The sequence below is a fragment of the Emticicia aquatica genome, assembly GCF_923079645.1.
GTDB lineage: Bacteria > Bacteroidota > Bacteroidia > Cytophagales > Spirosomataceae > Emticicia > Emticicia aquatica.
The window spans coordinates 678,079-703,696 of record NZ_CAKLPY010000002.1 but is presented as its reverse complement, the minus strand read 5'-3'; the positions used below and the strand labels follow the sequence as shown (position 1 = coordinate 703,696).

Below are 25,618 nucleotides of genomic sequence, written 5' to 3'. Positions count from 1 at the left end.
CTGACATACTAACTAAACTAAGTTCCTCTTTTTGGGTTGGGGGCAGCGAAATATGAAGAAAACACTTATTCTTAGCACTATATTTTTAGCATTTATCGGAGCTTCTTGCAAAGTCGATGACCCTTTTGTTGATAGAGTTGTTGCTCCAGTTTTAGTGATTTTTGAAGATTCCAATGGGACAAAAACTTCAGGCCTAACAACAGAACCATCAGTAACATCTTCAGCGTCGGCTGATGCGTCAATCACGGTGCGATTATTAGAATTAAATAAAGATGGTCTTCTTGATTTTGCTGTAGGTATTGATAGTATTCCTGCAAAATCGGTTCCTGTATCGTTTAAATTCAGAACAGGAACAAAAATTACTGATGTTGTTACCGACACACAAGGGCGTTCGACATTAAAAGTTTCATGGAAAACACTTGGTATAGAAACTCCTGTAGCTGGCTCTTCGGTTTTGCTGAGCTGCTCGGCAACATACAAAGATGTACCATTTACAAAATATTTCAGATTAACAGCAACCAAATAATCAGTCTATTCAATTAACAAAAAAACTAAGAAAAAAATGAGCAACATGATTAACAGAAGAAGTCTATTAAAGACAGGTTTAATGACAATCGGAGGTATGGCATTAGCTCCGCATATTTCAATGGGTGCATTTTCGGGTGCAAATTATACATTGGATGAAAAAAGCAGACTTTATTATAGTCCGCTTTTAAGAGAACATTTCTTGGAAGAAAGACCAAACGTAACGGCTATGACGGCTCGTTTGAATGCCAATGAAAACCCTTATGGGCCGCCAGAAAGTACAAGAAAAGCAGTGGCAGAAGCTGTTTCGGGTGGAAATCGCTACTCTTGGAAAGAATTAGCTACATTGGTTGATAAATTAGCTAAGAAAGAAGGTGTTACTGAAAAGCACATCATGATGGGGCCAGGCTCTTCTGATTTACTAGAAAAAGTAGCTATTGTGCTTTTTATGAATGGCGGAAATATAGTTTCAGCCGACCCAACTTATATGTCATTGATTCGTGTGGCTGAAGCAGTTGGAGCAACGTGGAAAGCAATTCCTTGTAAAGCTGATTGGTCACATGACCTTGCTGCAATGGAAGCTGCAATTGATAAAGACACAAAAATGGTTTATATCTGTAATCCAAATAACCCAGTGGGAAGTATTACTGCTGGGAAAGATTTACTAGATTTCTGCTCAAGAGTATCTGAAAAAGTGCCAATTTTTGTTGATGAAGCGTATCTCGAATTAGCCGAAGGAACAGGTACTGAAAGTATGGTTTCATTGCTTTCTAAAAAGAAAAATGTGATTATTGCTCGTACGTTCTCAAAAATTATGGGTATGGCAGGCCTTCGTGTTGGTTATGCAGTAGCACAGCCTGAGTTTCTTGATAAAATTCAAAAAATTACTAGAGGAGGCATGGGAATTTCGCATACTTCAGTTTTAGGTGCAATTGCGAGCTTTGAAGATACTGATTTTCAAGCAATGACTAAAAAACTAAACACAGAATGTAAAGAATATTTGTACGAAAACCTTACAAAGATGAACTACAAGTATATCCCGTCTTATACAAATTTTGTGATTTTCCCAATCAATATTGGTGGTAAAGAATTCTTAGCAAAAATGGCCTCAAAAGGTATTATGGTGCGTGCTTTTGATATCCAAAACAAACCTTGGTGTCGTGTAAGTATGGGAACTATGGACGAAATGAAGCTATTTGTTAAGGCATTAGGCGAATTATCTTAGTTTTTTTGTCATAGGTTAGAGGGATTTGGGGGAGTTAGTAACTCCTCCAAATTTGTATTTTAAAAATTCTTCATTCACTTCATTATTTATAACATTATGGTTGAGGCTGTACAAAAAACGCTTATCCTCCTCCTTTTGATTGGACTAGGATTGGCTCTTAGGAGTAAGATAAAAAACAAAACCGAAATAAATGGTGTCAAAGAAATTATTCTATCAATTGCATTACCTTCTACGGTTTTTATAGCATTGATGGGAATCAAAATAAGTTTATCATTGCTTATTTACCCAATTTTAGTACTTGGGTTTAATTTTTTCATTTTTCTATCTACACCTTATTTTTTACCCGTTTTTGGTATAGAAAAAGATAGTACAGCAGGACGAACACTTACCATGCTTTTGCCATCATTAGCACCTGGTTTGTCGAGTTTTCCATTTATTAATGAGTTTTTAGGCGATGAATCGTTGGCTCTTGCAGCTATGGGAGATGTAGGAAATAAATTTTTTGCACTCAATTTTCTGTATTTTGTAGCCATGAAAATGTACTTGAAAAATAATCACACAGAAGTTGTAGAAGACAAAGGAAAAGTTAAAAGTTTGCTTCTGAGTTTGGTAAAAGAACCAATAAATATAATTATGCTATTAGCAATTATTTTTCTTTCTCTCGGTATCAATATGAGTGCATTACCAAGTGCCATTGCTGAACTTTTCAATCGTGCGAGTAGCTTAATGACACCATTAGTATTGATTTATATTGGTTTAGCCGTACAATTTAAGGAAGGAAAAATAAAATTAGTAAGCTCAATTTTATTATTCAGAGCGGGTATTACAATCTTATTTAGCGTTCTGATTATCAATATCTTTAACATCACCACCCCTAATCTAATTTTACTAGCAGTTGTCATACCGTTGAGTTCATGTAGTTTTTGGCCTTTTGCTCATATTTCAGCGATTAACCTGAAAGAAGAAGAAAAAGGCTTTACCAAAGAAAGAAAGACTTTCGACATGAATTTAGCGGTACTGATTTTGGCTTTTTCATTGCCACTTTCAACTATTTTAGTGATGGGTATTTTAGCATCGGGTGAGTTCTTTGCTCATACAAGTACTTTATTAATTACAGGCTTTATTTTTATTGGTTTAGGACTAGCTCCTCATGTTTTCAAGAAAACAAAAACCTACTTAAAGTTTTCCAAAGTTTCGAGTTAATATAAGGTTGAATAGATAAGCTAAGTCCACCAACTTTTATTTTCATTTATTCAACCTAAAAAATATTTTTATCAAGTAAAATTATCGTAAAAACTCTAAGGTAATTTTACTTGATTTACTAATTACTAAACCTAAACCTTCAAATTTACCTCAGTTTTTTAGCCAGAAAATTGCATATTACATCAAAGAAAAACTAAAAACCAAAAAAGCCATTCCAGTTTTGGAATGGTCTTTTATTTAAGCCCAGATTTTACTCTCGACTTTCTTTCTTTTGGGGTAATAAAGTCTTACTTGTTTTTTGAATTTTCTTCTCTAAAATCTTTGGCAATTACTTGACCTTTGGCAACTTTAACCGCATCATCAGCATATTTTTTTGCCTCCTCTTGACGCCCAATTTTGTAAAGTAACTGTGAGTAAGTTTTCATTGCAATCGGGTTTTCGGCAATTCTTAGTGATTTACTTAGCCATTTTAAAGGTAATTTTAATTGCTCTTTATTGGTAATATTTTGGGCAAAACGCCAGCCATACAAGCGTAATTGATAAGCAATTTCTTCATTGTAACCATTCAAAATATCATCATTTAGTAAAGTCCATTCTTCCGCGGTGAACTTTAACTTACTTTCGTATTTTCTGTATTCAGCCATTGATTGTGCTGTGAGTGCTTCGGCATCAATTGCATCAATTTGATTCAAATAAGTAGTTATTTCTTTGGCATAATTGTTCCAATCTTTAGTGATTTCATAAAAATCAATTTTATAACTCGCCATAACCATTTCTTTATTGTAAAATGGCGTACTTTTTTCGTGCCAAAACGGAACAATTGATGCAACTGCGGTATTCATTAAATCATCGTTTTTATTTAAAACAGCTTGATTAAACGAACGGTCAATGATTCTTCCAACCCGCTGACGAATTCCTGTTGCATTTTCATCTGAGAAGTTTTTGAGATTTTCTGCCTGATTCACCAAAAGTGTGAAAAGTTCATCGTTGCACATTTTATTGGTTTCGTACAAATATTCACAGAGCAACAACACATTCTGCTCAGCGGCTAGACCATTTTTATCTAAACCTAAAATATAACCTCTAACAGCTTTATCTAAATCTTTTATACTTTTTTCTTTGACATTTCCGTAGTTTACCGCCTGTAAACGTCGTAAGGAATACAAATAAAACATTTCTGGACTTTGTTCTCCTTTATGGAATAACTTATCCATTTGTTCGAGTGAAAGGAAGTTTTTGCTAACTTTTATCGCCCGATTGGCATCAGAAAGCAATTCTTTCGGCTCAGCAGCAAAATGAGATTTATAAATAAGTTCGCCTTCGGCAGTAAAGAAAAAATAAGCCGATGATGCACCATAATATTTGAAATCAATATTGGCTGCTTTATCTCTCAGTGACTCAGAATTTATTTTTAAACTAACAAAATTTTCGTTGAAATATTCTCCAACGTCTTCAGATGTAAATACATTTTGATTCATCCAACGACTATTACCTCCATAATTTTCGTAGGAAATAAACACTAATTTTCCTTGTTGTTTGGCAAGTTTTTGGGCATTTTCAAATGTTCCTCGAATAAAATCAATTCCCTGCTCATTTTGGGCAGATAATTGTTTGGAAAAACATAGAAAAACCAATAAAATCAACTTCTTCATGGTACTAAATGGAATTAGGATACTATAATTTTAGGTTATTGCAGTTTCGATGATACCGCTTAATCACTTTATTTAATCCTAGTCCCAAAAAGTATGCCACAAAATATCTTACCAAAATCAAAATCTAATTAATAAATTTATTTCTGCGGATTTAAAATAATAATCTAACTGATTCATTAAAAAGTACAATATGCTTTTTCGTACTTGCAGAGACCTTAATCATAAAAAAATCCCTTTCTCAACCAATGTTTGCATTGCTAAGAAAGGGATTTTGATGATTATAAATATTTATTCAGCTCCTACAATTCTGAAACGCCTTATTGTAGCCAGCGTAATACCGATAATGATTAACAAGAATCCAAACCAAAGTAGATTTATATGTGGTTTTTCTGTGGCTTTTAGTACGATAAACTCTCGCTGACCACGACTTACTGTAAAGGAGAATTTTCCAGAAACAGGGTCAATTTTTGCTAATTGAAGTCGCAACCCCATTTCGTTATTTACTTCTGGTTTGCTCCAAACTTCACGGTTACGAATGGCAAAAACTGGACGCATCCGAATAGAAACATTTCTATCCAAAACCTTCACACTTGCACGGGCAGCGGCATCTCCTTCACCAAGTTGAATGCCATCAACCTCACGAACGCCTTCAACATTTTCTAAAATCGCAACATAATCATTGATAAAAAAAGTATCGCCAACGGCAACTGTAAATTCCTCTGGACGACTCCAGTCACGCTCATCTTCAGCAACAGGCGGCCCCGAAACGAAAGCATAAATATCTTTGTTCCAAAATTTCTTAATGTCTGGTGAAAGCACTGTTCCCATTTTTTCATTATCCTGAACTCGTGGATAAAGATTAAAATGTTTGCCGTTTTTGTCGGTATATTCTACTTGAAAATAAGTGTTTTCACCTTCAAATTCGAGTGTATCACCACGTTTGTAGAAAGTTTTGTCGCCATCAACTACATCAGCACCCGCAATTCCTTTATAATTACTACCAGGAACTGGCAAAATATATTTCTTTTCGATATAACCTGGCACGTTTCTGACATCAACAAATTGCCCTTTATATGTAAATGAAAACTCGCTTAATTCGGTTGGTCGATTAAGCCATAGCAAGGCATTTTCTTTATTATCGCTTTCATTTGTAAATATTTTTGCTCCAGAAAAATTCAAAGATACAACTTTTGAATATCCTGATGAAAACATGATTCCAATGAGCATTAATGCAAGTCCGATATGCGTAATAGCTCCGCCTGCAACTTTAAATTTACCTTTCAGAATATCTAATAAAATACTGCCATTTGCTGCAATACTAAAGAGAGCCGCCGTAAGCAAAATGATATATTTCCAATCATTTACTTTGGCAAAAGTTATGGCTAATGCCGAAGCTAAAAGGCTGTATATAAGAGGATTAAGTAATTTTGAAAGGCTGTCTTTCTGAATACGTTTCCACCAAAAGAATTGAGCGACGCCTGAAAGTGAGGTGATAGCCACAAAAAACCACATCTGAAACTGCGTAAAGTGCTCAACTTGATTAGTCGGTAAAGCCATATTAAGTTTTCCACCGAAAACTTCTGCAATTTTATTATAAACAGGAATTGAAGTTGTAACAATTACTTGAAAACCTGCTAAACAAAGCATCAAAACACCTGTAAATACCCAAAATTCTCGTGAATAAGTTGAAACTTCGGTGGCATCTTGCGGTAAATATTTCCAACGAAAAGCAGCTAAGACAACCGAAAATACGATAAAAGTTAGTAAATAAATGAGCAATTGCCCCGAAAGTCCTAAATCGGTAAATGAGTGAACCGATGCATTTCCAAGAATTCCACTACGAGCCAAAAAAGTAGAATAAATAATTAGAACAAACTGAGCGATGACTAAAATAATAGTGTATTTCAAGGCTGTACTACTTTTTTTAGCCATAAGCATGGTATGAAAACTACCAACCAGAATCAACCAAGGCACATAAACGGCATTTTCAACAGGGTCCCAGTTCCAATATCCACCAAAATTGAGTGTTTCATAAGCCCAAATTCCACCCATCATAATACCTGTTCCGAGTACAACTGCCGCCATTAATGTCCATGGTAAAGCAGGTTTTATCCACTCTGTATATTGTTTTTTCCACAATCCTGCTATGCAAAAGGCAAACGGAACAAGCGTCATGGCAAACCCTAAAAATAGTGTTGGCGGATGAATAACCATCCAATAATTTTGTAATAATGGATTTAGGCCATTTCCGTCTTTTGGAATAAAATTTGGATTCGTTTTCCAAATCGGAATATTAGGCATTGATTCTTTTAAAGTCAAAAACGGAGAACTTCCTATTTTAAACTCTCCCCAAAGTACAACGCCCAAAATCATTGATGCTAAAAATACTTGCACCAAAGCAAAAATGGTCATAGTTGGTGCTTCAATCCCTACATTCTTGGCCTTTTTAAGTGTTGTATTGATTAAAAGTACACCTAAAACGACATTCCAAAACATCCACAGCAAGAAACTGCCTTCTTGGTCTTGCCAAAAGCAAGAAATGGCATAACCCAAAGGTAAACTCCAAGAAGAATTGTCCCAAGCATAATGATACTCGAAATAATGATTAAAAATAATACTCAAAAGCGAAGCACAAATGGCAAAAACAGCAATTGTATGAACATAAAATGCCCCACGAGCAAACTTTATCCATTGATTTCCGTCTTTTTGATTAGCTAAAACTTGAGGGCGAGAAGCTTGCCAATAGGCGTAAGTCGAGACTAATGCTGCCACAAAGGCTATGATTACGGACACATGCCCGATATTTCCAAGATATGGTCTTAACATGAGAGAAGAAATGATTGCTGAATGTGAAAATTCAAGGTTTCAAACTGTAAATAGTAACATTCAGCAATAATATGTTTTATTTGTTCTGATGATTTTTGGCTAAATTTATCCTCCAATATCAACCTAACCAAGTTGACCAAGGAATTCTACTTAAAATCAAAACCAACGCTAATCCAAAGAAAATAGCCGTTTGTTTAAATTTACGACCGTTTCCAACGGCACGTTTCACACGGGCATTTCCAATTGTTACTAATACAACTGCAATCAAGTTAATTGTTGGATGTTCAACATAGGCTTTTCTCAAAATACTATCTTTCATTGTTAATTTCATATCAGCAAAAGCTACTTGAGCTCCAGGAGATACAAATAATAAAACCAAGCCTAAAAGAAACATTGTATGCGTAGCGATGAGAGCAAATTTGTTGACTTTTGCGTGTTTTTCCTCGAAACTTCTCTCACTTGTTGAGCCAGTTATACCGTTGATTGCTGCAAAACCTAATAAAAACAACGCTGCAAATGCAAGGTATGAGTGAATTGTTAGAATGATTGAGTACATATATTTTTTTGTAAAGTAATTTTGGGTGATTAAAATTTTGTCAAAGTTACGTTATAAACGCTAAATAACATAACTTCGCCCAGACAGGTTTTGTTAATCTGTGGAGCGATAAGCGTATTCGCCAAAATCAACACATACAAGTAACATGAAGTATTTGAAGTACACAATCATTACAATAATCATTTTTACATTTATATTTACTTGGCTATTTCCCCAATTTATTCGTTGCTTTTTTGTTGAATTGGACGATTTTCAAGAAATAAAAACAAACATTTTTGTTGAAAAAAGCATTTCAAAACAACAACAAGATTCACTCATACATTACGTAATAAATGCTGATAGTCGTATCAAGGATTTTTGGGGAAAAAGAGAAGGAAAAGCGAAGATTATTTTCTGTAAAAATGCCGAAACGTACAAAAAATATGCAAAAACCACCGAAGGAGCAGGGTTTAGCATCGGAACACCGTTGGGCTCGTGGATAATTTTAAATAAAGATGGACTCAATATTGATGTGATAGCCCACGAAATGTGCCATGACGAATTAATGACAAGGCTCGGTTGGTGGAGAACAAAAAAAGAAATTCCGACATGGTTTGATGAAGGACTTGCCTTGATGCTCGATTATCGTTTTGTGAGTTCACAAGATAGTATTCAGCGTTATATTGATTATCGCTCAGAATTAAGTTATTTGACTTCAAAACCCATTCCGTTAGAAGAAATAGTAACCCAAAAAGGCTTTTTTGGAAAAAGCGAATTATTTACTAAAATCGCATATTTTACTTCGGCCGTTGAAGTTTCCAGAAAAATTTCTTTGAAAGGAAAGCAAGAAATCTTCCGAACCATTGAAAAAACCAAAAAAGAAGGAAAGTTTGAGTTTTAAGGAAGAATATGATTGTGGTTAATATTGCGTTTTTTGCCTAATCGATTAAATCCTATAAAATCATTTTAAAACGGTCAAGCTCTATTATTTTCCAAAAAACTTGACGAACTTTACAGGTTCAAAACACAAAGATTTTATTTTCAATGAATATTTTAATACTTGGTTCGGGCGGACGTGAACATACTTTTGCTTGGAAAATTGCACAATCAAAATACTGTACTAATCTTTTTGTTGCCCCAGGAAATGCGGGAACTGCACAATTGGCAACAAATTTACCTATTGGAGTAAATGATTTTGAAGCAATCGGAAATGCCGTAAAAGACCATCAAATCGAAATGGTTATTGTTGGCCCCGAAGAACCGTTGGTGCGTGGAATTGTTGATTTCTTCAAGAAAGATAAAGCTCTAAAAAAGATAAAAATCGTAGGGCCTGATGCTTCAGGAGCAAGACTCGAAGGTAGCAAAGACTTCTCGAAAGCTTTCATGCAAAAATACAATATTCCTGCGGGAGCGTCACAAACATTTACTAAAGAAACCTTGCAAGAAGGCTTGCAATATCTTGATAGTCAGTCTCTTCCGATAGTTTTGAAGGCTGATGGTTTGGCCGCAGGAAAAGGCGTAATTATTGCTGAAACAAAAGCTGATGCTCGTAAAGCCCTGCACGAAATGCTTGCCGAAGCAAAATTTGGCGATGCTAGCAGTAAAGTTCTAATTGAGCAATTTTTGACAGGAATCGAGCTTTCTGTGTTTGTCTTAACTGATGGGAAAAACTACAAAATTTTGCCAGAAGCAAAAGATTACAAACGTATCGGTGTGAACGACAAAGGCTTAAATACAGGAGGAATGGGGGCTGTTTCGCCAGTGCCATTTGCCGATGCTGAATTTTTAAGCAAAGTTGAAGAACGAGTGGTAAAGCCAACTTTGGCTGGATTGCAGGCTGAAGGCATCAAATATGTCGGTTTTATTTTCGTTGGTTTAATGAATGTTAATGGCGAACCTTATGTAATTGAATATAATGCTCGCATGGGCGACCCAGAAACAGAAGTGGTTTTGCCAAGAATTAAGACTGATATGGTCAAGTTGATGAAAGCGACTGCTGAAGGGAAATTAGATAAAATAAAGCTTTCAGTAAATCCTAAAATGGCGATTGCAACGGTCTCTGTGGCGAAAGGTTATCCTGAAGATTATCGTAAAGGTGATGTGATGCAGATTCCAGAAGCTGAAAAAGATACGATTGTTTTCCACGCTGGCACAAAAATCGCTACTGATGGATCAATAGTAACCAATGGTGGTCGTGTAATTGTAACAACTGGTTTGGCAAGAACGCTAAATTCTGCCCGTAAAAAATCGCAGTTAATGGCAAAAAAGATTATATTTGATGGAAAATATTTCCGAAACGACATCGGAAAGGATTTATTGAAGTTTCTTGAAAAATAGTACCATTGATTTTTTATAGACCCAAACAGGATTAAATATTAGTAGTAAAGCCATAAAATAGCTGAAGTTTTATGCAATCTTCATATTGATTTTTATCTAAGTTGTATCTTAGCTAAGATTGAATTACTGAGGGATAATTGACCAAATGTTGCAGATACATATCTGTATAAGCAACTAATAATTAGGCATTTAAGCCTATTTTTTTCATAAAAATCCCTCTGTGGGTTAAAATTTATATATACTTAAAATGAGCTGTGGACAATGTTCATCGGGAGGTTGTGGAGCAGTAAAAGCGATAGGCCAAACCGAAAAATCGAATCATAAAACGGTAGCAGGTTGCTCATCGGGCGGCTGTTCATCGGGCGGATGTAATAAAATGAATGCTTACGACTGGTTATCTGATATGGATGTGCCACGTTCGATGCGTTATGATGTTGTTGAAGTAAAATTTAAAGGAGGAAGAAAAGAATATTTTCGTAATGCCAATAATCTCGACCTTTATACGGGCGATTTCGTTGTTTGCGAAATGGCATCAGGTTATCATATTGGCAGTGTTTCTTTGCAAGGAGAGTTAGTTCGGTTGCAAATGATAAAGAAAGGTCTCAAAGATAATGATGAAATAAGAAAAATCCTTCGAGTAAGTACCGAAAGAGACTTAGAAAAGCACCAACAAGCCATTGCACGAGATATGCCAACGATGTATCGCGTGCGAGGAATTGCCAAAGAATTGAAGTTACAAATGAAAATGTCGGACGTTGAGTTTCAGTCTGACAATACGAAAGCAACTTTCTATTATTCGGCAGATGACCGTGTGGATTTTCGTGAAATGATTAAACTTTTGGCGTCTGAATTTAAAATCAGGGTCGAAATGAAGCAAATTAGTTTGCGTCAAGAAGCAGCTAGAGTTGGTGGAATTGGCTCGTGTGGAAGAGAATTATGCTGCTCAACTTGGCTTACTGATTTTCGTGCGATTCCAACTTCGGCGGCTCGTTATCAGAATCTTTCACTAAATCCTGCCAAACTTTCGGGTCAGTGTGGCCGCTTGAAATGCTGCCTAAACTACGAATTAGAAACGTATTTGGATGCTTTGAGTGATATTCCAACGGTTGAAAAGCCATTAAAAACAGAGAAAGGAATTGCTGTTTTACAAAAAACCGATATTTTCCGACGAATCATGTGGTTTAGTTATAATAATGACATCAACTGGCATTCGTTACCGATTCATCAAGTAGTTGAGATTATGAAAATGAATGAAAAAGGTATTTTGCCAAATTCGTTAGAAGACCTCAATTTAATTGATTCTATTGTAGTAGATAAAAACGCTCCAAGAAATTCGGATTTAGACCGTTTGGATAAAAAATATACTGATAAAGGTAAAAAACCTCAGCAAAATAATAAGAATCAACAAAATAAACCGAATTCTCCGCAACAAAATACCAATCAAGCGAATCGTGGAGGAAATCAGCAAATAGAAGGAGCGAAAGCTGAAAATTCATCAACTAAAAACCCGAATCCACAAGGAAATCAGGGTAATAAGCAAGGTGGTTCATCGCAAAAGAATAACCAGCAGCCAATACAAAACAACCAAAACAGAAATAATCCTGCTCAAATAGCTAATAAACCGCAGGGTGGAAATGTGCCAAATCAAGGGAATAATCCGCAAAAAAATAATCCAAATAATAAGCAAGGACAAGGCGGAAATCCAAATAGACCAGTACCTCAACAAGGGAATAATCAGCAGAAAAATAACCCCAGTAATAAGCAGGGTGGCTCTCCACAGGGTGGAAATCAGCAAGGAGGAAATCCTCAGCAAAATGCTAATAGGCCTAACAATCCTAATAATCAAGGTCGAAACCCCAATCAGAATAATCAAAACAAGAAAGGTGGTGGGCCAAATATTAACCCTCAAAATAAGCAAAATAACCCGCCAGCATCACCAAAACCTGACGGAGAAAAATAAAATTAATTAAGCAAATGACAAACGTGACATATCCAAAAAATGTGGCACGTTTGTTTTTAAGACCTTTAAGAAATCGAAATGAAAAATGTTTTTGGATATATGATTAGTAAGCAATTATGGGCAAAAAAAACTCAGAGAAAAGCGGTTTTTGCCATGTCATTATTGCTCTCTTTGTATTGTTTATCGTGCGATAGCAACGCAATTTTCAAATCTTACGAAGATTTTAAGGACACAAACTGGTTCGTAAAAACAATACCAACGTTTACGTTTAAGGTTGAAGACGAAAAAATACCTTATAATATTTTTCTTTTGATTAGAAATGCTTCACAATATCCATATAATAACTTGTATATTACACGTTACATTTATGACCAAGATGGGAAGCAAATTAGTAATCGCTTAGAAGAAATTCTGCTTTTTAATCCTAAAACTGGTAAACCCTTAGGCGAAGGATTAGGCGATATTTATGACCACAAAGTGATTTCTAGCCGTAATTTTAAGTTTCCAAAAAAAGGGCAATACACAATCAAATTGAAGCAATATATGCGTCAAGACCCTCTTCCTTACGTAATGTCTGTTGGCATTAGTATAGAAAAACCGCTTCCTGCAAAACAATAGTTGAAAAATTGAAGTTAGATATTCATACATTTCTTTATTCAAAAATACATTTGAATAAAGAAGTATAGATTCAATATTGCAACGCCGAACCTTCTTGATTTTATGAATTTCTTACCTCTTTTTCCGCTAAATTTAGTTGTTTTTCCGCATGAAGACCTTAATCTTCATATTTTTGAACCCCGTTATAGACAGTTAATTAATGAATGTTTAGACGAAAAAAAAACGTTTGGGATTCCATCTTTTGTAAACGGGAAACTTTTAGGCTACGGAACTGAAGTAGAAGTAAAGCAACTATCGAAACGCTATGGCGATGGGCGAATGGACATTAAAACGAAGGGTTTGCGGATATTTAGAATCGTTGATTTTCAGAATCCATCTAAAGGGAAATTATATGCTGGAGGCGAAGTGATTTTTTTGGAAAATGAAGATTTAACAGAAGAAATTAACGCTTATTTATTGAGTTTAATCGAAAAACTTTACCGCCTTCTGAAAGTAAAAGTTGATTATGAAAAACCAGAATATATGCCTTTTAGCTATCGAATTGTGCATAAAATTGGGATTTCAGTTGCAGAAGAATATGAACTGCTAACAATTTCGTCAGAAAAAGAAAGACAAGATAGGTTAATAGAACACCTTGAACGAATCATTCCAGTAGTTACGGAAGTTGAACGAACCAAAGAACGAATTGCTATGAATGGGCATTTCAAAGAACTTGACCCTTTGAATTTTTAAGAAAAAAGTGCAATCTTTGACTAACAGAGATTGCACTTTTTTATTTACAACCAACCAACCCTTATTTGCTTCATCAAGATGAAAAAAGTTTTATTACTACTGCTTGCCGTTTTTCTATTTCAAGAAACGTATAGCCAAGCCCTTACAGTCGAAAAAATCATGCAAGACCAATCTAAATGGATTGGAACTTCACCAACGAATGTCTTTTGGTCAGAAGATTCAAAAACGATTTATTTTTCGTGGAATCCTGATAAAAATAAAGGTGACTCCTTGTATAAATTTGTTTTGCCCGATAAGACGCCACAGAAAGTTTCTCCAAAAGAAAGGCGAGCTTTGCCCGCACAATCAGGGTCTTATAATCTGAGTCGCTCAATGAAAGTTTACGAAAAGCAAGGAGAAATTTTTGTTTTGCACCTTAAAACGTCCAAAGTCAAACAATTAACCAATACAATTGAGCGAGAAGCAAATCCATATTTTAGTGGAGATGAAACCAAAGTGATTTTTACCAAAAATGGCAATTTATTTAGTTTGAGTTTGGAAGATGGCAGCGTTTCACAGTTATCAAATTTTATTAGTGGAAGTAAAAAAGCTGAAGCCAAACCCGCCAATGATGAAGAAAGATGGTTGAAAGTGGACCAATTGGCAATGTTTGATATTTTGAAGGAACGCAAAGAAAAGAAAGACGAAGCTGAAAAAATAGCAAAATCAGACTTACCGAAGCGTCCAAAAGAAATTTATACCGAAGATAAAAGTTTGGAACAACCACAAATAAGTCCAGACCTACGTTTTATTACATATCGCCTTTCAGTTCAACCAAAAAATGCTAAAAATACCATTGTTCCAAGTTATGTAACCGAATCTGGTTTTACCGAAGACTTAGCCTCTCGAACGAAAGTTGGCTCACCTTTGGCAACTTATGAGAATTTCATTTATGATAGTAAAAAAGATACCGTTTATCAAATTATCACAAAAGATATTCCAGGAATAATGGAGCAACCTGAATTCTTGAAAGATTACGCTAAAAATGATACAACTAAAAAGAAACCAACAGCCCGTAAAGTAATCGTTTTAGGACCAATTTGGTCAGAAGGAGGAACTTATGCAGTTGTAAATGTTCGTTCGATTGACAATAAAGACCGTTGGATTATGTTGCTAGACCCTGCAACAGGAAAACTCAAATTACTCGACCGTCAGCATGATGAAGCTTGGGTTGGAGGCCCTGGAATCGGGTTTAGTTTTGGTGGAGGAAGTTTAGGTTGGATAGATGCCCAAACGCTTTATTTTCAATCAGAAGCTGATGGATATTCGCATCTATACACAGTAAATGTTGTTACTGGTGAGAAAAAACAGTTGACCAAAGGCAAATTTGAAATACAACAAGCCCAGTTATCGAAAGATAAAAAATCGTTTTATTTGATTACAAATGAAGTGCATCCAGGCGAGCAGCATTTTTATAAAATGAATGTTGAAGGTGGTGAAAGAACGAAGTTGACGAGTATGGTTGGGGCGAATGAAGTAACGATTTCTCCAGATGAATCGACTTTAGCGATTCGTTATTCATACATTAATAAGCCTTGGGAATTGTTTTTGCAAGCAAATCAAGCAAATGCAAAAAGTGAGCAGTTGACATTCTCACTAACCGATGAATTTAAAACTTACGCATGGAAAGATGCCAAAGTTATTTCGTTTCCTGCCCGTGATGGAGTGGAGATTTTTGCTAGAATTTATGAACCCAATGCAAAGATTAAGAATAAGAAAGCTGTTGTATTTGTACATGGTGCGGGCTATTTGCAAAATGCTCACAAATGGTGGAGTAGTTATTCGAGAGAATATATGTTTCATAACTTATTAGTCGATAAAGGATATACAGTTCTGGATATAGATTACCGTGCAAGTGCAGGTTATGGAAGAGATAGTAGAACAGGTATTTATCGCTTTATGGGTGGAAAAGATTTAGAAGACAACGTTGATGGAGCGAAATTATTAGTTGAAAAATACGGCATTGACCCAAAGAAAATAGGCGTTTATGGCGGTTCTTATGGCGGATTTATTACATTGATGGCTATGTTTACTACGCCTGATGTTTTTGCTGCTGGTGCTGCACTTCGCCCTGTAACTGATTGGGCAGCATATAATCATGGTTATACGGCCAACATTTTGAACGAACCTCAAACCGATAGTTTAGCTTACCGAAAAAGCTCGCCAATTTATCATGCGGCTGGTCTGAAAGGGCATTTGTTGATTTGTCATGGAATGATTGATGTAAATGTACATATTCAAGATTCATATCGTTTGGTTCAACGTTTAATTGAACTCAAAAAAGAAAATTGGGAAATGGCAAGTTACCCGATGGAAGACCACGGTTTTGTTGAGCCAACTTCTTGGATGGATGAATACAAACGTATTTTGAAGTTATTTGAAGAGCGACTAAAATAAAAAAATAATCGTCGATAGTAACGAATGTTGCTATCGACGATTGTACTAAAAAATTATAATAGGTTGGTACTTAAAACGCTAACTATTTATAAACTACTTCTTCGAATAGTATAAAACGGATTTTTAATTTTGATTTGTTTTTTATCAAGCAATAAAGCTGCGGCAGTGCGGCCCATTGTTTCAAAATCGGTTGTAATGACGGTTATCTCTAATAATTCTTTTAAAGTTGTTTCATTGAATGAAATAATGCCAATATCTTCACCTAATTTAAAATCTACTTGGCGAGTTTTCTTGACTAATTCGGCTAAATCAGTTTCTTCAACAACCAAATAGACTGTTCCTATATGAAGAATTTCATCCAAAGCATTTTCTTTGATGACAAAATCTTTACCAAAGTTGACACAAAACTGTCTAAATCCTTTTACAATTTCACTTGGATAATTACCATCACTCGGGAAAACCAAAACCATTCGGTTGTATTTTTCCAATAAATCACGGAGTTCATCTAAAGCATCAAAAATGTCTTTTTCAAAATCTTGATAAACGCTCAAACATGGTTTTGTGTATTCTGGTAAATCTTTATCGAGTAAGATTAATTCATCCGACGGAATCTTTTCTAGTGTTTTTAATGCTGCACCTTTTTCATTTTCAGGAAAAAAATGAGGCATTATGACGTAATAATTATATTTCCCGAGACTATTATCAATAATTTCTGCAAAAATTCGAGCATCGTAATGATGAATCTGTAAATCTACATTGGCTTTGTTGCCCAAAACTTTCAAAAATGCGTAATAAATCAATTTTTTGTAAGAACTTAATTTGTTGAAAACCAACAAAATACGCATCTTATTATTGTCAGTTCCGTTTACATAAAAGCCTTTTCCTTGTACCGAAGAGATAAAACCACGCTCTTTTAGCTCACGATAGGCCTTTTCTACGGTGTCGCGAGCCAAATAATATTCTTCACTCAACTCGCTAATCGAAGGTAATTGCTCATTTTTTTTTAAAACTGCTCGCTCAATATCCGCAATGATAGACTGCACAATTTGCTTGTACTTTGGTGTCTTTTCATTGGGGTTGAATTGTAGTTTATACATTAAATTAGGCAATTGAATGAGTGTTTTTCAATTCACTCATTTCGTTCTTGACAATATATTTTCTAAGTTTATCTCACAAAAGCAACTGCTACACCACCATCAACGTTCAGAATATTTCCTGTTGATTTAGCTAAACTACCATTAACAAAAACTCTGACTGCTTTGGCAATATCTTCGGTCAGAATTTCTTCGTTGAGAAGTGTGCGGGCTGCGTACATTTTTGGTAAATCTTCTACTTTTATGCCGTAAGCTTTGGCTCGCCCTTCTGCCCATTCGCCTTCCCAAATTTTACTTCCACGCAAAACAGCATCTGGATTTACCGTATTCACTCTGATTTTATCTTTGCCTAATTCGGCCGCCAATAATCTAGTCATGTGTGCTTGGGCTGCTTTTGCTGTGCCATAACCAACATTGTTTGGTCCTGCAAAAAGGGCATTTTTACTAGCAATATTCACAATATCACCACCTGTTGCTTGTTGACGCATAATTCTCACGGCCTCTTGTGAAACCAAGAATTGTCCTTTTACTAAAACGTTTTGCAATAAATCCCAATCAGCAATTGTGTGGTCTTCTAACGGTTTTGAAATTGAAAGACCTGCACAGTTTACCACAATATCAACTCCACCAAACTGTAAAATTGTATTACGGAAAGATTCGGCAATTACGTCAGGATTTACCACATCAATATTAGTAGTAATTGCAGCATCTTTTCCATATTTTTGGCGTAATTCGTCTTGAGTTTCAGCCAATAAATTACGGTCAGCGGCTACAACACAAGCTCCTTCTTTTAATAATTCTTCACAAATAGCTTTGCCAATACCGCCCGTTCCGCCCGTTACAAAAGCAACTTTTCCAGATAAGGCTTTTGGTTTTGGCATTCTTTGTAATTTAGCTTCTTCCAGCAACCAATATTCAATATTGAAGGCTTCTTGTTCATCTAAACCAACATATTCCGAAACGGCTTCCGCTCCTTTCATTACGTTGATAGCATTGGTATAAAACTCGGCAGCAACTCTAGCGGTTTGTTTGTCTTTTGCAAACGTAAACATTCCTACTTGCGGATATAAAATTACAACAGGATTTGAATCTCGTATTGCTGGACTATTATCGTGTTTACAACGCTCATAATAAGCGGCATAATCAGCACGATAAGCTTCAAACTGTGCTTCAATTGACTCTTTCGATGTGCCAGTGAGCACCATTGGTCGAATTTTAGTACGCAAGAAATGGTCTGGACAACTCGTTCCTTTTTGTGCCAAACGCTCTAAATCATTAGAGTTTACGTATTCTAATACTCGTGCATCATCCGTAAAATGCCCAACCATTAAGCGATAACTTGATGCTAAGCCACGCAATGTTGGCATGATTTCGGCGGCAGCCAGTTTACGTTCTTCGGCTGGTTTTGATGTTAATTTTGCTCCACCAAAAACAGGTTTTTTCTTGCCATAATTGGCCTCCAAATATTCAGAAGCCATTTCGATAACCTCCAAAGTATTGATATATGAATCGAAAGAAGTTTCGCCCCAAGTAAATAAACCATGACCACCCAAAATTACACCTCTAAGATTTGGATTTTCTTCAACGGTTTTTGAAAGTTGTAAACCTAAATCAAAACCTGGTTTTTGCCACGGCAACCAAGCCATTGTATCGCCCCAAATTTCTTTCATAATTGCAGGGCCATCTTTACTTGCAGCAATTGCAATGAGTGCGTCAGGATGCAGGTGGTCAATGTGTTTGAAAGGTAAAAGCCCGTGCAAAGGTGTATCAATAGATGGTGCGGCACATTTTGGGTCGAATAAACAGTGGTCAAATAAAGCCACCATTTCGTCTTCAAAAGCCAAACCTCGGTATCTTTTTCTTAATGCTTGTAAACGGTCGATGTATAAATTCGCACAGCCTTTTTTAGTCAAAGTTCCAATATCTCCACCCGAACCTTTTACCCACATTACTTCTGCAGGTTCGCCAGTTACAGGGTCTGTTTCCGTGATTTTGCAAGAAGTATTTCCGCCAGCATAGTTAGTGAGGCGTAAATCTGCACCTAATAGATTTGAGCGATAAATAAATAAATCTACTTCATTTTGAGCTAATTCAGCGGCTTTGTTGTCGTCCCATAAATAGCTAACATGGTTGAATGTTAGTGTTTTTTTCATAGTTGCATTTATAACGTTTACTTTTTATTTCTGATTTTAGTGCTACAAAATTCTATTTTCTTGTGAAAAGAATCTTCATGTACTCACCTGTACTTTTTTTATTCTCTTTTTATTACAAGATATGCGTTTTTAAATTTATTAGAAAAAATTGTACATTAGAAAATCGGTTTTATTGAAAAATCAAATGCCAATCTCAAGCTTTTCTTCAAAAAATAGATTTCTTTTTCATGGAATAGTTTTAAAAAAAATAAAATTAGTAATATATATATCGAGCCAATCTGAAATATTTTACTAATTTTAGGCATGAAGAGACGAGATTTTATCGGAACAGCTTTGACTGGTACTATTTTAGCAAAAAATGATTTTCTTTTTGCAAAACCTGCTACGGGCATGACAATCAGTGTGTTTTCTAAAACACTACATTGGATTGAAGATTATACGATTTTGGCTAAGACGGTTGCCGAAATGGGATTCGATGGAATCGATTTAACGGTGCGGCCTGATGGCCATGTGCTGCCCGAAAAAGTCGAAACCGATTTGCCCAAAGCAGTAGATGCAGCTAAAAAAGCCAATATTGAGATTGCGATGATGACAACGAGTATTTTACAGGCGGATACTTCATCAGAGCGTATTGTGAAAACCGCTAATACACTCGGAATTAAGCATTATCGCTTGGGTTGGTATCATTTTGAAATGCAAAAAGATATTATGCAGCAAGTGGATGCTTTTGCCAAGCAAATGAAAGAGTTAGAGATACTCAACAATAAATACAAGGTTTCGGGCGAATACCAAAATCATGGTGGGCAATATTTAGGAGCGGCTGTTTGGGATTTACAGCCGATTTTCAAAAACATTCATTCACCATTCATGGGTTGCCAATATGACGTCAATCATGCTACTGCCGAAAGTGGTGCCAATTGGGAAACAGGTTTTAGAATTATTGCTCCGTACATAAAATCGTTGGCAATTAAAGATTTTAAATGGACAGTAAAAGATGGCAAACTTCAAAAAGAAGGTTGTCCGCTGGGCGAAGGTATTGTTGATTGGAAGAAGTTTCTACAATTATTAAAGCAATATAATATCAATGTGCCAATCACAATGCACTTCGAGTATGATTTAGGAGGAGCAGAGAATGGTTTAAGAAATCCTAAAATCGACAAAAAAGAAATTATTTTAGCCATGAAAAAAGATTTGGCTTTATTGAAAACTTGGCTGAAAGAAGCTGGTTTGTAGAAATATTTTATTTTCATTCATTTATCCAATCAATCGCTCATTAATGTCAAATGATTAATATTGATTATAAACTTCAACCCTCCGACTTAACGGCAAAACTCAAATCTTTTTGGGAGCTTTCTGGAAAAAAAATCCATTCAATCGAACAAAATTATGATGTTTCAAAAGGTTCTCCAGTATTTACCCGACAAGGGAAATACACTACTCGTGGTTGGACAGAATGGACGCAAGGGTTTCAGTTTGGTTCAGCAATTTTGCAATTTGATGCCACAAGTGAGCAAGATTTTCTTGAAATTGGTCGTAAAAATACGCTAAAAGTGATGGCTGCACACATCAGCCACATAGGTGTACACGACCACGGATTCAATAATGTAAGTACTTACGGAAATCTTTTACGCCTCATGCGAGAAGGGAAAATCGCTTTCAATGAATGGGAAAAAAACTTTTACGAATTGGCTCTTAAAATTTCGGGAGCGGTACAAGCGAGCCGTTGGACACCAATTAAAAATGGTGGTTATATTCACTCTTTCAATGGTAGTCATTCACTTTTTGTTGATACAATTCGTTCGTGTCGGGCATTGGTTGTGAGCCATCAATTAGGGCATATTTTTCAAGGTGAAGGCGATGTGAAAATTAATATGCTCGATAGAGCTTTGCAACACATAAAAGCTACGGCAGATTATTCGGTTTTTTACGGAGAAGGACGAGATTCGTACGATATTTGGGGAAGAACAGCCCATGAAAGCGTTTTTAATGTAAAAGATGGTAATTTTCGTTGCCCAAATTCGCAGCAAGGTTACACTGGTTTTACAACTTGGACTCGTGGCTTGGCTTGGGCAATGTGCGGTTTTTCGGAAGAATTAGAGTTTTTAGAAACACTCGAAGACTCCGAACTTGAAGCGTTTGGAGGCCGAACATTGATAGAAAACTATATGCTGAAAGCTGCCCGTGCTACTTGCGATTTTTATATCGAACAGACTCCGATTGACGGTATTCCATATTGGGACACTGGAGCTCCAAATCTGCATAAATTAGGCGATTATCTAGGCAAAAAAGCAAATCCTTACAATGATTTTGAACCAGTTGATAGTTCGGCAGCAGCCATTGGTTCGCAAGGATTATTGAGATTGGGAAATTACTTAATTAAAAAAGGAGAAAAAGAAGCAGGACAAAAGTATTGGCAAATAGGTTTAACAGTGCTGAATTCACTTTTAGAAGAGCCTTATTTGAGTATAAATGAGTCGCATCAAGGTTTACTTTTGCATTCTATTTATCATCAACCGAATGGCTGGGATTATGTGCCAGAAGGCAGTAAAATTGCCAATGGTGAGTCAAGTATGTGGGGCGATTATCATATTCGTGAAGTGGCACTTTATGTCCAAAAAATCATCAATAACGAGCCATATTATACTTTTTATAATTGCTTATAAAAAAACAGGAAGTCAAATGCTTTATAAATGAAGTCTTAAATTTAGTAAAAGATGACAGGGAAATTTAAACCAAAATATACAAGAGTAGCTCAATTAAAAACCGCCCAAGATTTACGAAGCTATCTTTCGGCCAATCATGTGAAATTGGATTTTGATGAGGAATTGCTTGCTAAAGAAGATTCGCCATTTGGACAAAAAGTGCAGCTCAATTCGGGCAGAAAGATTGGAAATCGACTTTGTGTTTTGCCAATGGAAGGTTGGGATGCTACAGCCGATGGTCGCCCAAGTGAATTTACCAAACGACGTTGGGAAAATTTTGCCATTAGTGGAGCAAAATTATTGTGGGGTTGCGAAGCTGTTGCGGTTTCGCATGAAGGAAGAGCGAATCCTCGTCAATTAGTAATAAATGAAGCTAATTTTTCAGAATTTGTCGATCTTTATCAACTCATTATCAATAAACATAGCGAAAAATTTGGTTCAGTTGATGATTTAGTGATTGGTTTACAACTGACTCATTCTGGCAGATTTTGCAAACCCAACGATAACACAAAATTTGAGTCAAAAATATTATATAATCATCCAAAATTGGATAAAAAGTTTCATTTAAAGGAAGATTATCCGTTAATGACCGATGATGAAATTGATTCTTTGATTGAAGAATTCATCAAAGCCGCAGTTTTGGCACAAAAAGCAGGGTTTCATTTTGTGGATATTAAACATTGTCACGGGTATTTGGGGCATGAGTTTTTGAGTGCTTATGACCGAGAAGGCAAATACGGTGGAAGTTTTGAAAACCGTACAAGGTTTTTGCGAAATATCGTTGAAGGCATCAAAAAAGCTGCCCCAGGTTTAGAAATCGGAGTCCGATTAAGTGCCATTGATTTTGTTCCATTCAAGAAAAGCATATCGGGTGAAGGCGAACCAGATTTAGCTGAAAATGAAGCATATAAATACGCTTTTGGTTGTGATGAATCAGGTATAAATATTGATTTAGATGAGCCGAAAGCATTTTTAGCTTTGGCTCAATCGCTTGGTATTCAGTTGATTTGTGTAACGGTCGGTAGCCCTTATTACAACCCACATCTGATGCGTCCTGCATTATTTCCTCCATCTGATGGTTACCAGCCACCCGAAGAGCCGATGGTAGGTGTTACTCGCATGATTGATGTGGCTGATGGCCTAAAACAAGCTTTTCCTGAGTTAATAATTGTAGGTTCGGGTTATTCATATTTGCAAGAATGGCTGCCAAATGTAGCTCAAAATGTGTTGCGAAATGGTAAAGTCGATTTTGTTGGATTTGGTCGAATGGTGCTTTCATACCCAACAATGCCCGACGATATGTTAAATGCTCGCCCAATTCAACGCAAACTTTTGTGTCGCACTTTCTCTGATTGCACAACCGCTCCACGCAATGGATTGTATTCGGGTTGTTTTCCTTTAGATTCGGTTTATAAAAACCATCCTCACGCCGAAATGCTTAAAACAATCAAAGATGCACTATGAAAAATGTAGCGTTGGTTACGGGCGGAAGTAGAGGAATTGGGCTAGGAATTGCCGAACATTTGGCTAAAAATGGTTTTGATTTAGCAATAAATGGTATTCGGGATGAAAGTTTCGTGCAAGAAACTTTAGAAAATCTAAGAAAAACAGGAGCAGATGTTATTTATTGTCAAGGTGATATTGCCTCCAATGAAGATAGAAAAACGATAATCGAAAAAACCAAATCACACTTTGGAAAATTGAATGTTTTAGTCAATAATGCAGGTGTCGCTCCCAAAGAACGCAATGATATTTTGGCTGCTACCGAAGAAAGTTTCGACTACGTAATTTCGACAAATTTGAAAGGTACATACTTTCTAACACAAGTCGTAGCCAATTGGATGATAGCACAACAGTCTGATAATAAGGGTTTTAAAGCATCAATTATAACTATTTCATCAATTTCGGCAACAGTTGCATCAGTCAACCGAGGGGAATATTGTGTTTCAAAAGCTGGTTTGGGGATGATGACTCAGCTTTTTGCCACCCGATTGGGCGAATTTAATATTCCTGTTTATGAAGTCAGACCTGGCGTAATAAAAACGGATATGACCGAAGGAGTTACTGCAAAATACGATAAACTAATAGCTGAAGGATTGACTGTTCAAAATCGTTGGGGCTATCCTGATGATATTGGTAAAGCGGTTGCAGCAATTGCTAAAGGAGATTTTCCTTATTCAACAGGTCAAGTTTTTATGATAGATGGCGGATTAACAATTGCACGATTGTAAAAGCCTTCCATTGTGAAGTTATGGTCGTTTTTAACTTTGAAAAATAATTACTATTCAACCTTTTAAACTGTTCAGCAAACGATGAAAAAATTTACACGCCGAGATATACTCAAGGCTACAGTTCCGAGTTCGCTTGCCATGATGGCCATTCCAACTATTATTCCTTCTACTGCATTTGGAGCAAATGACCGAATGCGAGTAGCTGTTATTGGAATCAATGGGAGAGGGAAAGACCATATTTCTGGCTTTATGAAGCAAGATAATGTGGAAGTTGCTACACTCTGCGATGTAGATAACGTAGTGCTGCAATCAGGAGCAAAAGCATTTGAAGAAAAATACAGCAAAAAAGTTCAAACCGAACAAGATTTACGCAAAGTCTATGAAGATAAATCAATCGACGCCGTAAGTATTGCTACGCCGAATCATTGGCATGCCTTGGCGGCAATTTGGGCTTGCCAAGCGGGGAAAGACGTTTACGTAGAAAAACCCGCTTGCCATAATTTATTTGAGGGACGAAAATTAGTAGAAGCAGCAGCAAAATATAACCGAATCGTTCAACATGGTGTGCAGTTGCGGAGTTCGGTTGCGATACAAGAAGCCATCAAACATTTAAGAGATGGACTAATTGGCAAAGTTTACATGGCTCGTGGAACGGTTTATAAATGGCGACCAGATATAGGCGATTTAGGAAAATCACCTGTTCCTGAAGGTCTAAATTGGGATTTATGGCAAGGTCCTGCTCAAGTGCGTGATTTTAGCAAAAATTATGTGCATTATAACTGGCATTGGTTTTGGGATTATGGTAATGGCGATGTTGGGAATCAAGGTATTCACGAAACTGATTTATGTATGTGGGGCTTAAACGTAGGTTTGCCCGAAACAATTACAGCTGCAGGCGGGAAATACCTTTGGAATGACTGTAAAGAAACACCCGAAGTTTTGAGTACAACTTACAACTATCCGAAAGAAGGAAAAGTAATTCAAATGGAGGTGCGTCCGTGGATGACCAACAAAGAAGATGGCGTGGAAGTTGGCAATATTTTTTATGGTGATAAGGGTTACATGGTTATCAATGGTTATTCAGATTACAAAACATATTTAGGAAAAAATCGTGAGCCTGGCCCAGCCCGAAATGCAGGGGGCGACCACTACAAAAATTTCATTGATGCCGTTCGTGCTAAAGAAAAATCTATGTTAAATGGTCCTGTAGAAACCGCTCATTTAGCAGCAAGTATCGCACATTTAGGAAATATTTCTTATCGTTTGGGCAGAACTTTACATTTCGACCCAACCAAAGAAACTTTTGTGGGCGATAAAGAAGCGAATGCCATGCTTACACGCAAATATCGAGCTCCGTATGTTGTTCCTGATAAAGTTTAATATTTGCAT

General features: G+C 36.3%; 19 protein-coding genes. 14 read left to right on the top strand and 5 right to left on the bottom strand.

Going from position 1 to position 25,618, the window contains the following annotated elements; translation table 11 throughout:
- Positions 1 to 52 precede the first annotated feature (52 nt).
- The 3 genes from MJQ71_RS12655 (at position 53) to MJQ71_RS12645 (ending at position 2,953) form a co-directional block, all read left to right on the top strand.
- On the top strand, positions 53 to 526 hold the full coding sequence (locus tag MJQ71_RS12655; protein ID WP_238806991.1) for a hypothetical protein: 474 nt from the start codon (positions 53 to 55) through the stop codon (positions 524 to 526).
- A 36-nt stretch (positions 527 to 562) separates the two neighbouring features.
- Entirely contained in the window at positions 563 to 1,750 is a 1,188-nt protein-coding gene (locus MJQ71_RS12650; RefSeq protein WP_238806990.1) for a pyridoxal phosphate-dependent aminotransferase, read from the top strand.
- A gap of 96 nt (positions 1,751 to 1,846) precedes the next feature.
- Entirely contained in the window at positions 1,847 to 2,953 is a 1,107-nt protein-coding gene (locus MJQ71_RS12645; protein ID WP_238806989.1) for an AEC family transporter, read from the top strand.
- A gap of 287 nt (positions 2,954 to 3,240) precedes the next feature.
- On the opposite strand, the gene MJQ71_RS12640 is transcribed toward MJQ71_RS12645, so the two are convergent.
- From MJQ71_RS12640 to MJQ71_RS12630, 3 genes are all read right to left on the bottom strand, one after another.
- On the bottom strand, positions 3,241 to 4,605 hold the full coding sequence (locus MJQ71_RS12640; protein ID WP_238806988.1) for a thioredoxin domain-containing protein: 1,365 nt from the start codon (positions 4,603 to 4,605) through the stop codon (positions 3,241 to 3,243).
- Positions 4,606 to 4,893: 288 nt separating this feature from the next.
- On the bottom strand, positions 4,894 to 7,431 hold the full coding sequence (gene ccsA / locus MJQ71_RS12635; RefSeq protein WP_238806987.1) for a cytochrome c biogenesis protein CcsA: 2,538 nt from the start codon (positions 7,429 to 7,431) through the stop codon (positions 4,894 to 4,896).
- Between the two features lie 118 nt (positions 7,432 to 7,549).
- On the bottom strand, positions 7,550 to 7,987 hold the full coding sequence (locus MJQ71_RS12630) for a hypothetical protein (RefSeq protein WP_238806986.1): 438 nt from the start codon (positions 7,985 to 7,987) through the stop codon (positions 7,550 to 7,552).
- A 145-nt stretch (positions 7,988 to 8,132) separates the two neighbouring features.
- Between MJQ71_RS12630 and MJQ71_RS12625 the strand changes: the two genes are divergently transcribed.
- The 6 genes from MJQ71_RS12625 (at position 8,133) to MJQ71_RS12600 (ending at position 16,049) form a co-directional block, all read left to right on the top strand.
- Entirely contained in the window at positions 8,133 to 8,867 is a 735-nt protein-coding gene (locus tag MJQ71_RS12625; protein ID WP_238806985.1) for a hypothetical protein, read from the top strand.
- 143 nt (positions 8,868 to 9,010) lie between these two features.
- Entirely contained in the window at positions 9,011 to 10,303 is a 1,293-nt protein-coding gene (gene purD, locus MJQ71_RS12620; protein WP_238806984.1) for a phosphoribosylamine--glycine ligase, read from the top strand.
- A 247-nt stretch (positions 10,304 to 10,550) separates the two neighbouring features.
- Complete coding sequence (locus MJQ71_RS12615; protein WP_238806983.1) at positions 10,551 to 12,263, top strand: PSP1 domain-containing protein; 1,713 nt, start codon at positions 10,551 to 10,553, stop codon at positions 12,261 to 12,263.
- 153 nt (positions 12,264 to 12,416) lie between these two features.
- Positions 12,417 to 12,881, top strand: a complete 465-nt coding sequence (locus MJQ71_RS12610) for a gliding motility lipoprotein GldH (RefSeq protein WP_510185982.1) — start codon at positions 12,417 to 12,419, stop codon at positions 12,879 to 12,881.
- Positions 12,882 to 12,983: 102 nt separating this feature from the next.
- The gene (locus MJQ71_RS12605) at positions 12,984 to 13,613 is read left to right on the top strand and encodes an LON peptidase substrate-binding domain-containing protein (protein ID WP_238806981.1); all 630 of its coding nucleotides are present in this window, start codon (positions 12,984 to 12,986) and stop codon (positions 13,611 to 13,613) included.
- 78 nt (positions 13,614 to 13,691) lie between these two features.
- Complete coding sequence (locus MJQ71_RS12600) at positions 13,692 to 16,049, top strand: prolyl oligopeptidase family serine peptidase (RefSeq protein ID WP_238806980.1); 2,358 nt, start codon at positions 13,692 to 13,694, stop codon at positions 16,047 to 16,049.
- Between the two features lie 86 nt (positions 16,050 to 16,135).
- Here the strand turns inward: MJQ71_RS12600 and MJQ71_RS12595 are convergent, their stop codons facing one another.
- Both MJQ71_RS12595 and MJQ71_RS12590 read right to left on the bottom strand, forming a co-directional pair.
- The gene (locus MJQ71_RS12595) at positions 16,136 to 17,146 is read right to left on the bottom strand and encodes a GntR family transcriptional regulator (protein ID WP_238806979.1); all 1,011 of its coding nucleotides are present in this window, start codon (positions 17,144 to 17,146) and stop codon (positions 16,136 to 16,138) included.
- 68 nt (positions 17,147 to 17,214) lie between these two features.
- Positions 17,215 to 19,296 carry a bifunctional aldolase/short-chain dehydrogenase gene (locus tag MJQ71_RS12590; protein WP_238806978.1) on the bottom strand — a complete coding sequence of 694 codons (2,082 nt, stop codon included), beginning with the start codon at positions 19,294 to 19,296 and terminating at the stop codon, positions 17,215 to 17,217.
- 303 nt (positions 19,297 to 19,599) lie between these two features.
- Here MJQ71_RS12590 and MJQ71_RS12585 point away from each other — a divergent pair, with 303 nt between their 5' ends.
- The 5 genes from MJQ71_RS12585 to MJQ71_RS12565 all read left to right on the top strand — a co-directional run bounded on the left by MJQ71_RS12585 (position 19,600) and on the right by MJQ71_RS12565 (position 25,609).
- Positions 19,600 to 20,529 (top strand): sugar phosphate isomerase/epimerase family protein, encoded by a 930-nt coding sequence (locus tag MJQ71_RS12585; protein ID WP_238806977.1) that lies wholly within the window; start codon positions 19,600 to 19,602, stop codon positions 20,527 to 20,529.
- A gap of 50 nt (positions 20,530 to 20,579) precedes the next feature.
- Positions 20,580 to 21,959, top strand: coding sequence for a glycosyl hydrolase (locus MJQ71_RS12580; protein ID WP_238806976.1), 1,380 nt, complete (start codon positions 20,580 to 20,582; stop codon positions 21,957 to 21,959).
- A 51-nt stretch (positions 21,960 to 22,010) separates the two neighbouring features.
- On the top strand, positions 22,011 to 23,462 hold the full coding sequence (locus MJQ71_RS12575) for an oxidoreductase (RefSeq protein ID WP_238806975.1): 1,452 nt from the start codon (positions 22,011 to 22,013) through the stop codon (positions 23,460 to 23,462).
- On the top strand, positions 23,459 to 24,229 hold the full coding sequence (locus MJQ71_RS12570; RefSeq protein ID WP_238806974.1) for a 3-ketoacyl-ACP reductase: 771 nt from the start codon (positions 23,459 to 23,461) through the stop codon (positions 24,227 to 24,229). The genes MJQ71_RS12575 and MJQ71_RS12570 overlap by 4 nt, the downstream gene beginning before the upstream one ends.
- Positions 24,230 to 24,310: 81 nt before the next feature.
- Positions 24,311 to 25,609, top strand: a complete 1,299-nt coding sequence (locus MJQ71_RS12565; protein ID WP_238806973.1) for a Gfo/Idh/MocA family protein — start codon at positions 24,311 to 24,313, stop codon at positions 25,607 to 25,609.
- Positions 25,610 to 25,618: the final 9 nt, after the last annotated feature.

Excerpts from the sequence above, each read along its gene's own strand:
- MJQ71_RS12655 (WP_238806991.1), top strand. The coding sequence starts at position 53 with ATGAAGAAAACACTTATTCTTAGCACTATATTTTTAGCATTTATCGGA.
- MJQ71_RS12650 (WP_238806990.1), top strand. The coding sequence starts at position 563 with ATGAGCAACATGATTAACAGAAGAAGTCTATTAAAGACAGGTTTAATG.
- MJQ71_RS12645 (WP_238806989.1), top strand. The coding sequence starts at position 1,847 with ATGGTTGAGGCTGTACAAAAAACGCTTATCCTCCTCCTTTTGATTGGA.
- MJQ71_RS12640 (WP_238806988.1), bottom strand. The coding sequence starts at position 4,605 with ATGAAGAAGTTGATTTTATTGGTTTTTCTATGTTTTTCCAAACAATTA.
- ccsA (WP_238806987.1), bottom strand. The coding sequence starts at position 7,431 with ATGTTAAGACCATATCTTGGAAATATCGGGCATGTGTCCGTAATCATA.
- MJQ71_RS12630 (WP_238806986.1), bottom strand. The coding sequence starts at position 7,987 with ATGTACTCAATCATTCTAACAATTCACTCATACCTTGCATTTGCAGCG.
- MJQ71_RS12625 (WP_238806985.1), top strand. The coding sequence starts at position 8,133 with ATGAAGTATTTGAAGTACACAATCATTACAATAATCATTTTTACATTT.
- purD (WP_238806984.1), top strand. The coding sequence starts at position 9,011 with ATGAATATTTTAATACTTGGTTCGGGCGGACGTGAACATACTTTTGCT.
- MJQ71_RS12615 (WP_238806983.1), top strand. The coding sequence starts at position 10,551 with ATGAGCTGTGGACAATGTTCATCGGGAGGTTGTGGAGCAGTAAAAGCG.
- MJQ71_RS12610 (WP_510185982.1), top strand. The coding sequence starts at position 12,417 with ATGTCATTATTGCTCTCTTTGTATTGTTTATCGTGCGATAGCAACGCA.
- MJQ71_RS12605 (WP_238806981.1), top strand. The coding sequence starts at position 12,984 with ATGAATTTCTTACCTCTTTTTCCGCTAAATTTAGTTGTTTTTCCGCAT.
- MJQ71_RS12600 (WP_238806980.1), top strand. The coding sequence starts at position 13,692 with ATGAAAAAAGTTTTATTACTACTGCTTGCCGTTTTTCTATTTCAAGAA.
- MJQ71_RS12595 (WP_238806979.1), bottom strand. The coding sequence starts at position 17,146 with ATGTATAAACTACAATTCAACCCCAATGAAAAGACACCAAAGTACAAG.
- MJQ71_RS12590 (WP_238806978.1), bottom strand. The coding sequence starts at position 19,296 with ATGAAAAAAACACTAACATTCAACCATGTTAGCTATTTATGGGACGAC.
- MJQ71_RS12585 (WP_238806977.1), top strand. The coding sequence starts at position 19,600 with ATGAAGAGACGAGATTTTATCGGAACAGCTTTGACTGGTACTATTTTA.
- MJQ71_RS12580 (WP_238806976.1), top strand. The coding sequence starts at position 20,580 with ATGATTAATATTGATTATAAACTTCAACCCTCCGACTTAACGGCAAAA.
- MJQ71_RS12575 (WP_238806975.1), top strand. The coding sequence starts at position 22,011 with ATGACAGGGAAATTTAAACCAAAATATACAAGAGTAGCTCAATTAAAA.
- MJQ71_RS12570 (WP_238806974.1), top strand. The coding sequence starts at position 23,459 with ATGAAAAATGTAGCGTTGGTTACGGGCGGAAGTAGAGGAATTGGGCTA.
- MJQ71_RS12565 (WP_238806973.1), top strand. The coding sequence starts at position 24,311 with ATGAAAAAATTTACACGCCGAGATATACTCAAGGCTACAGTTCCGAGT.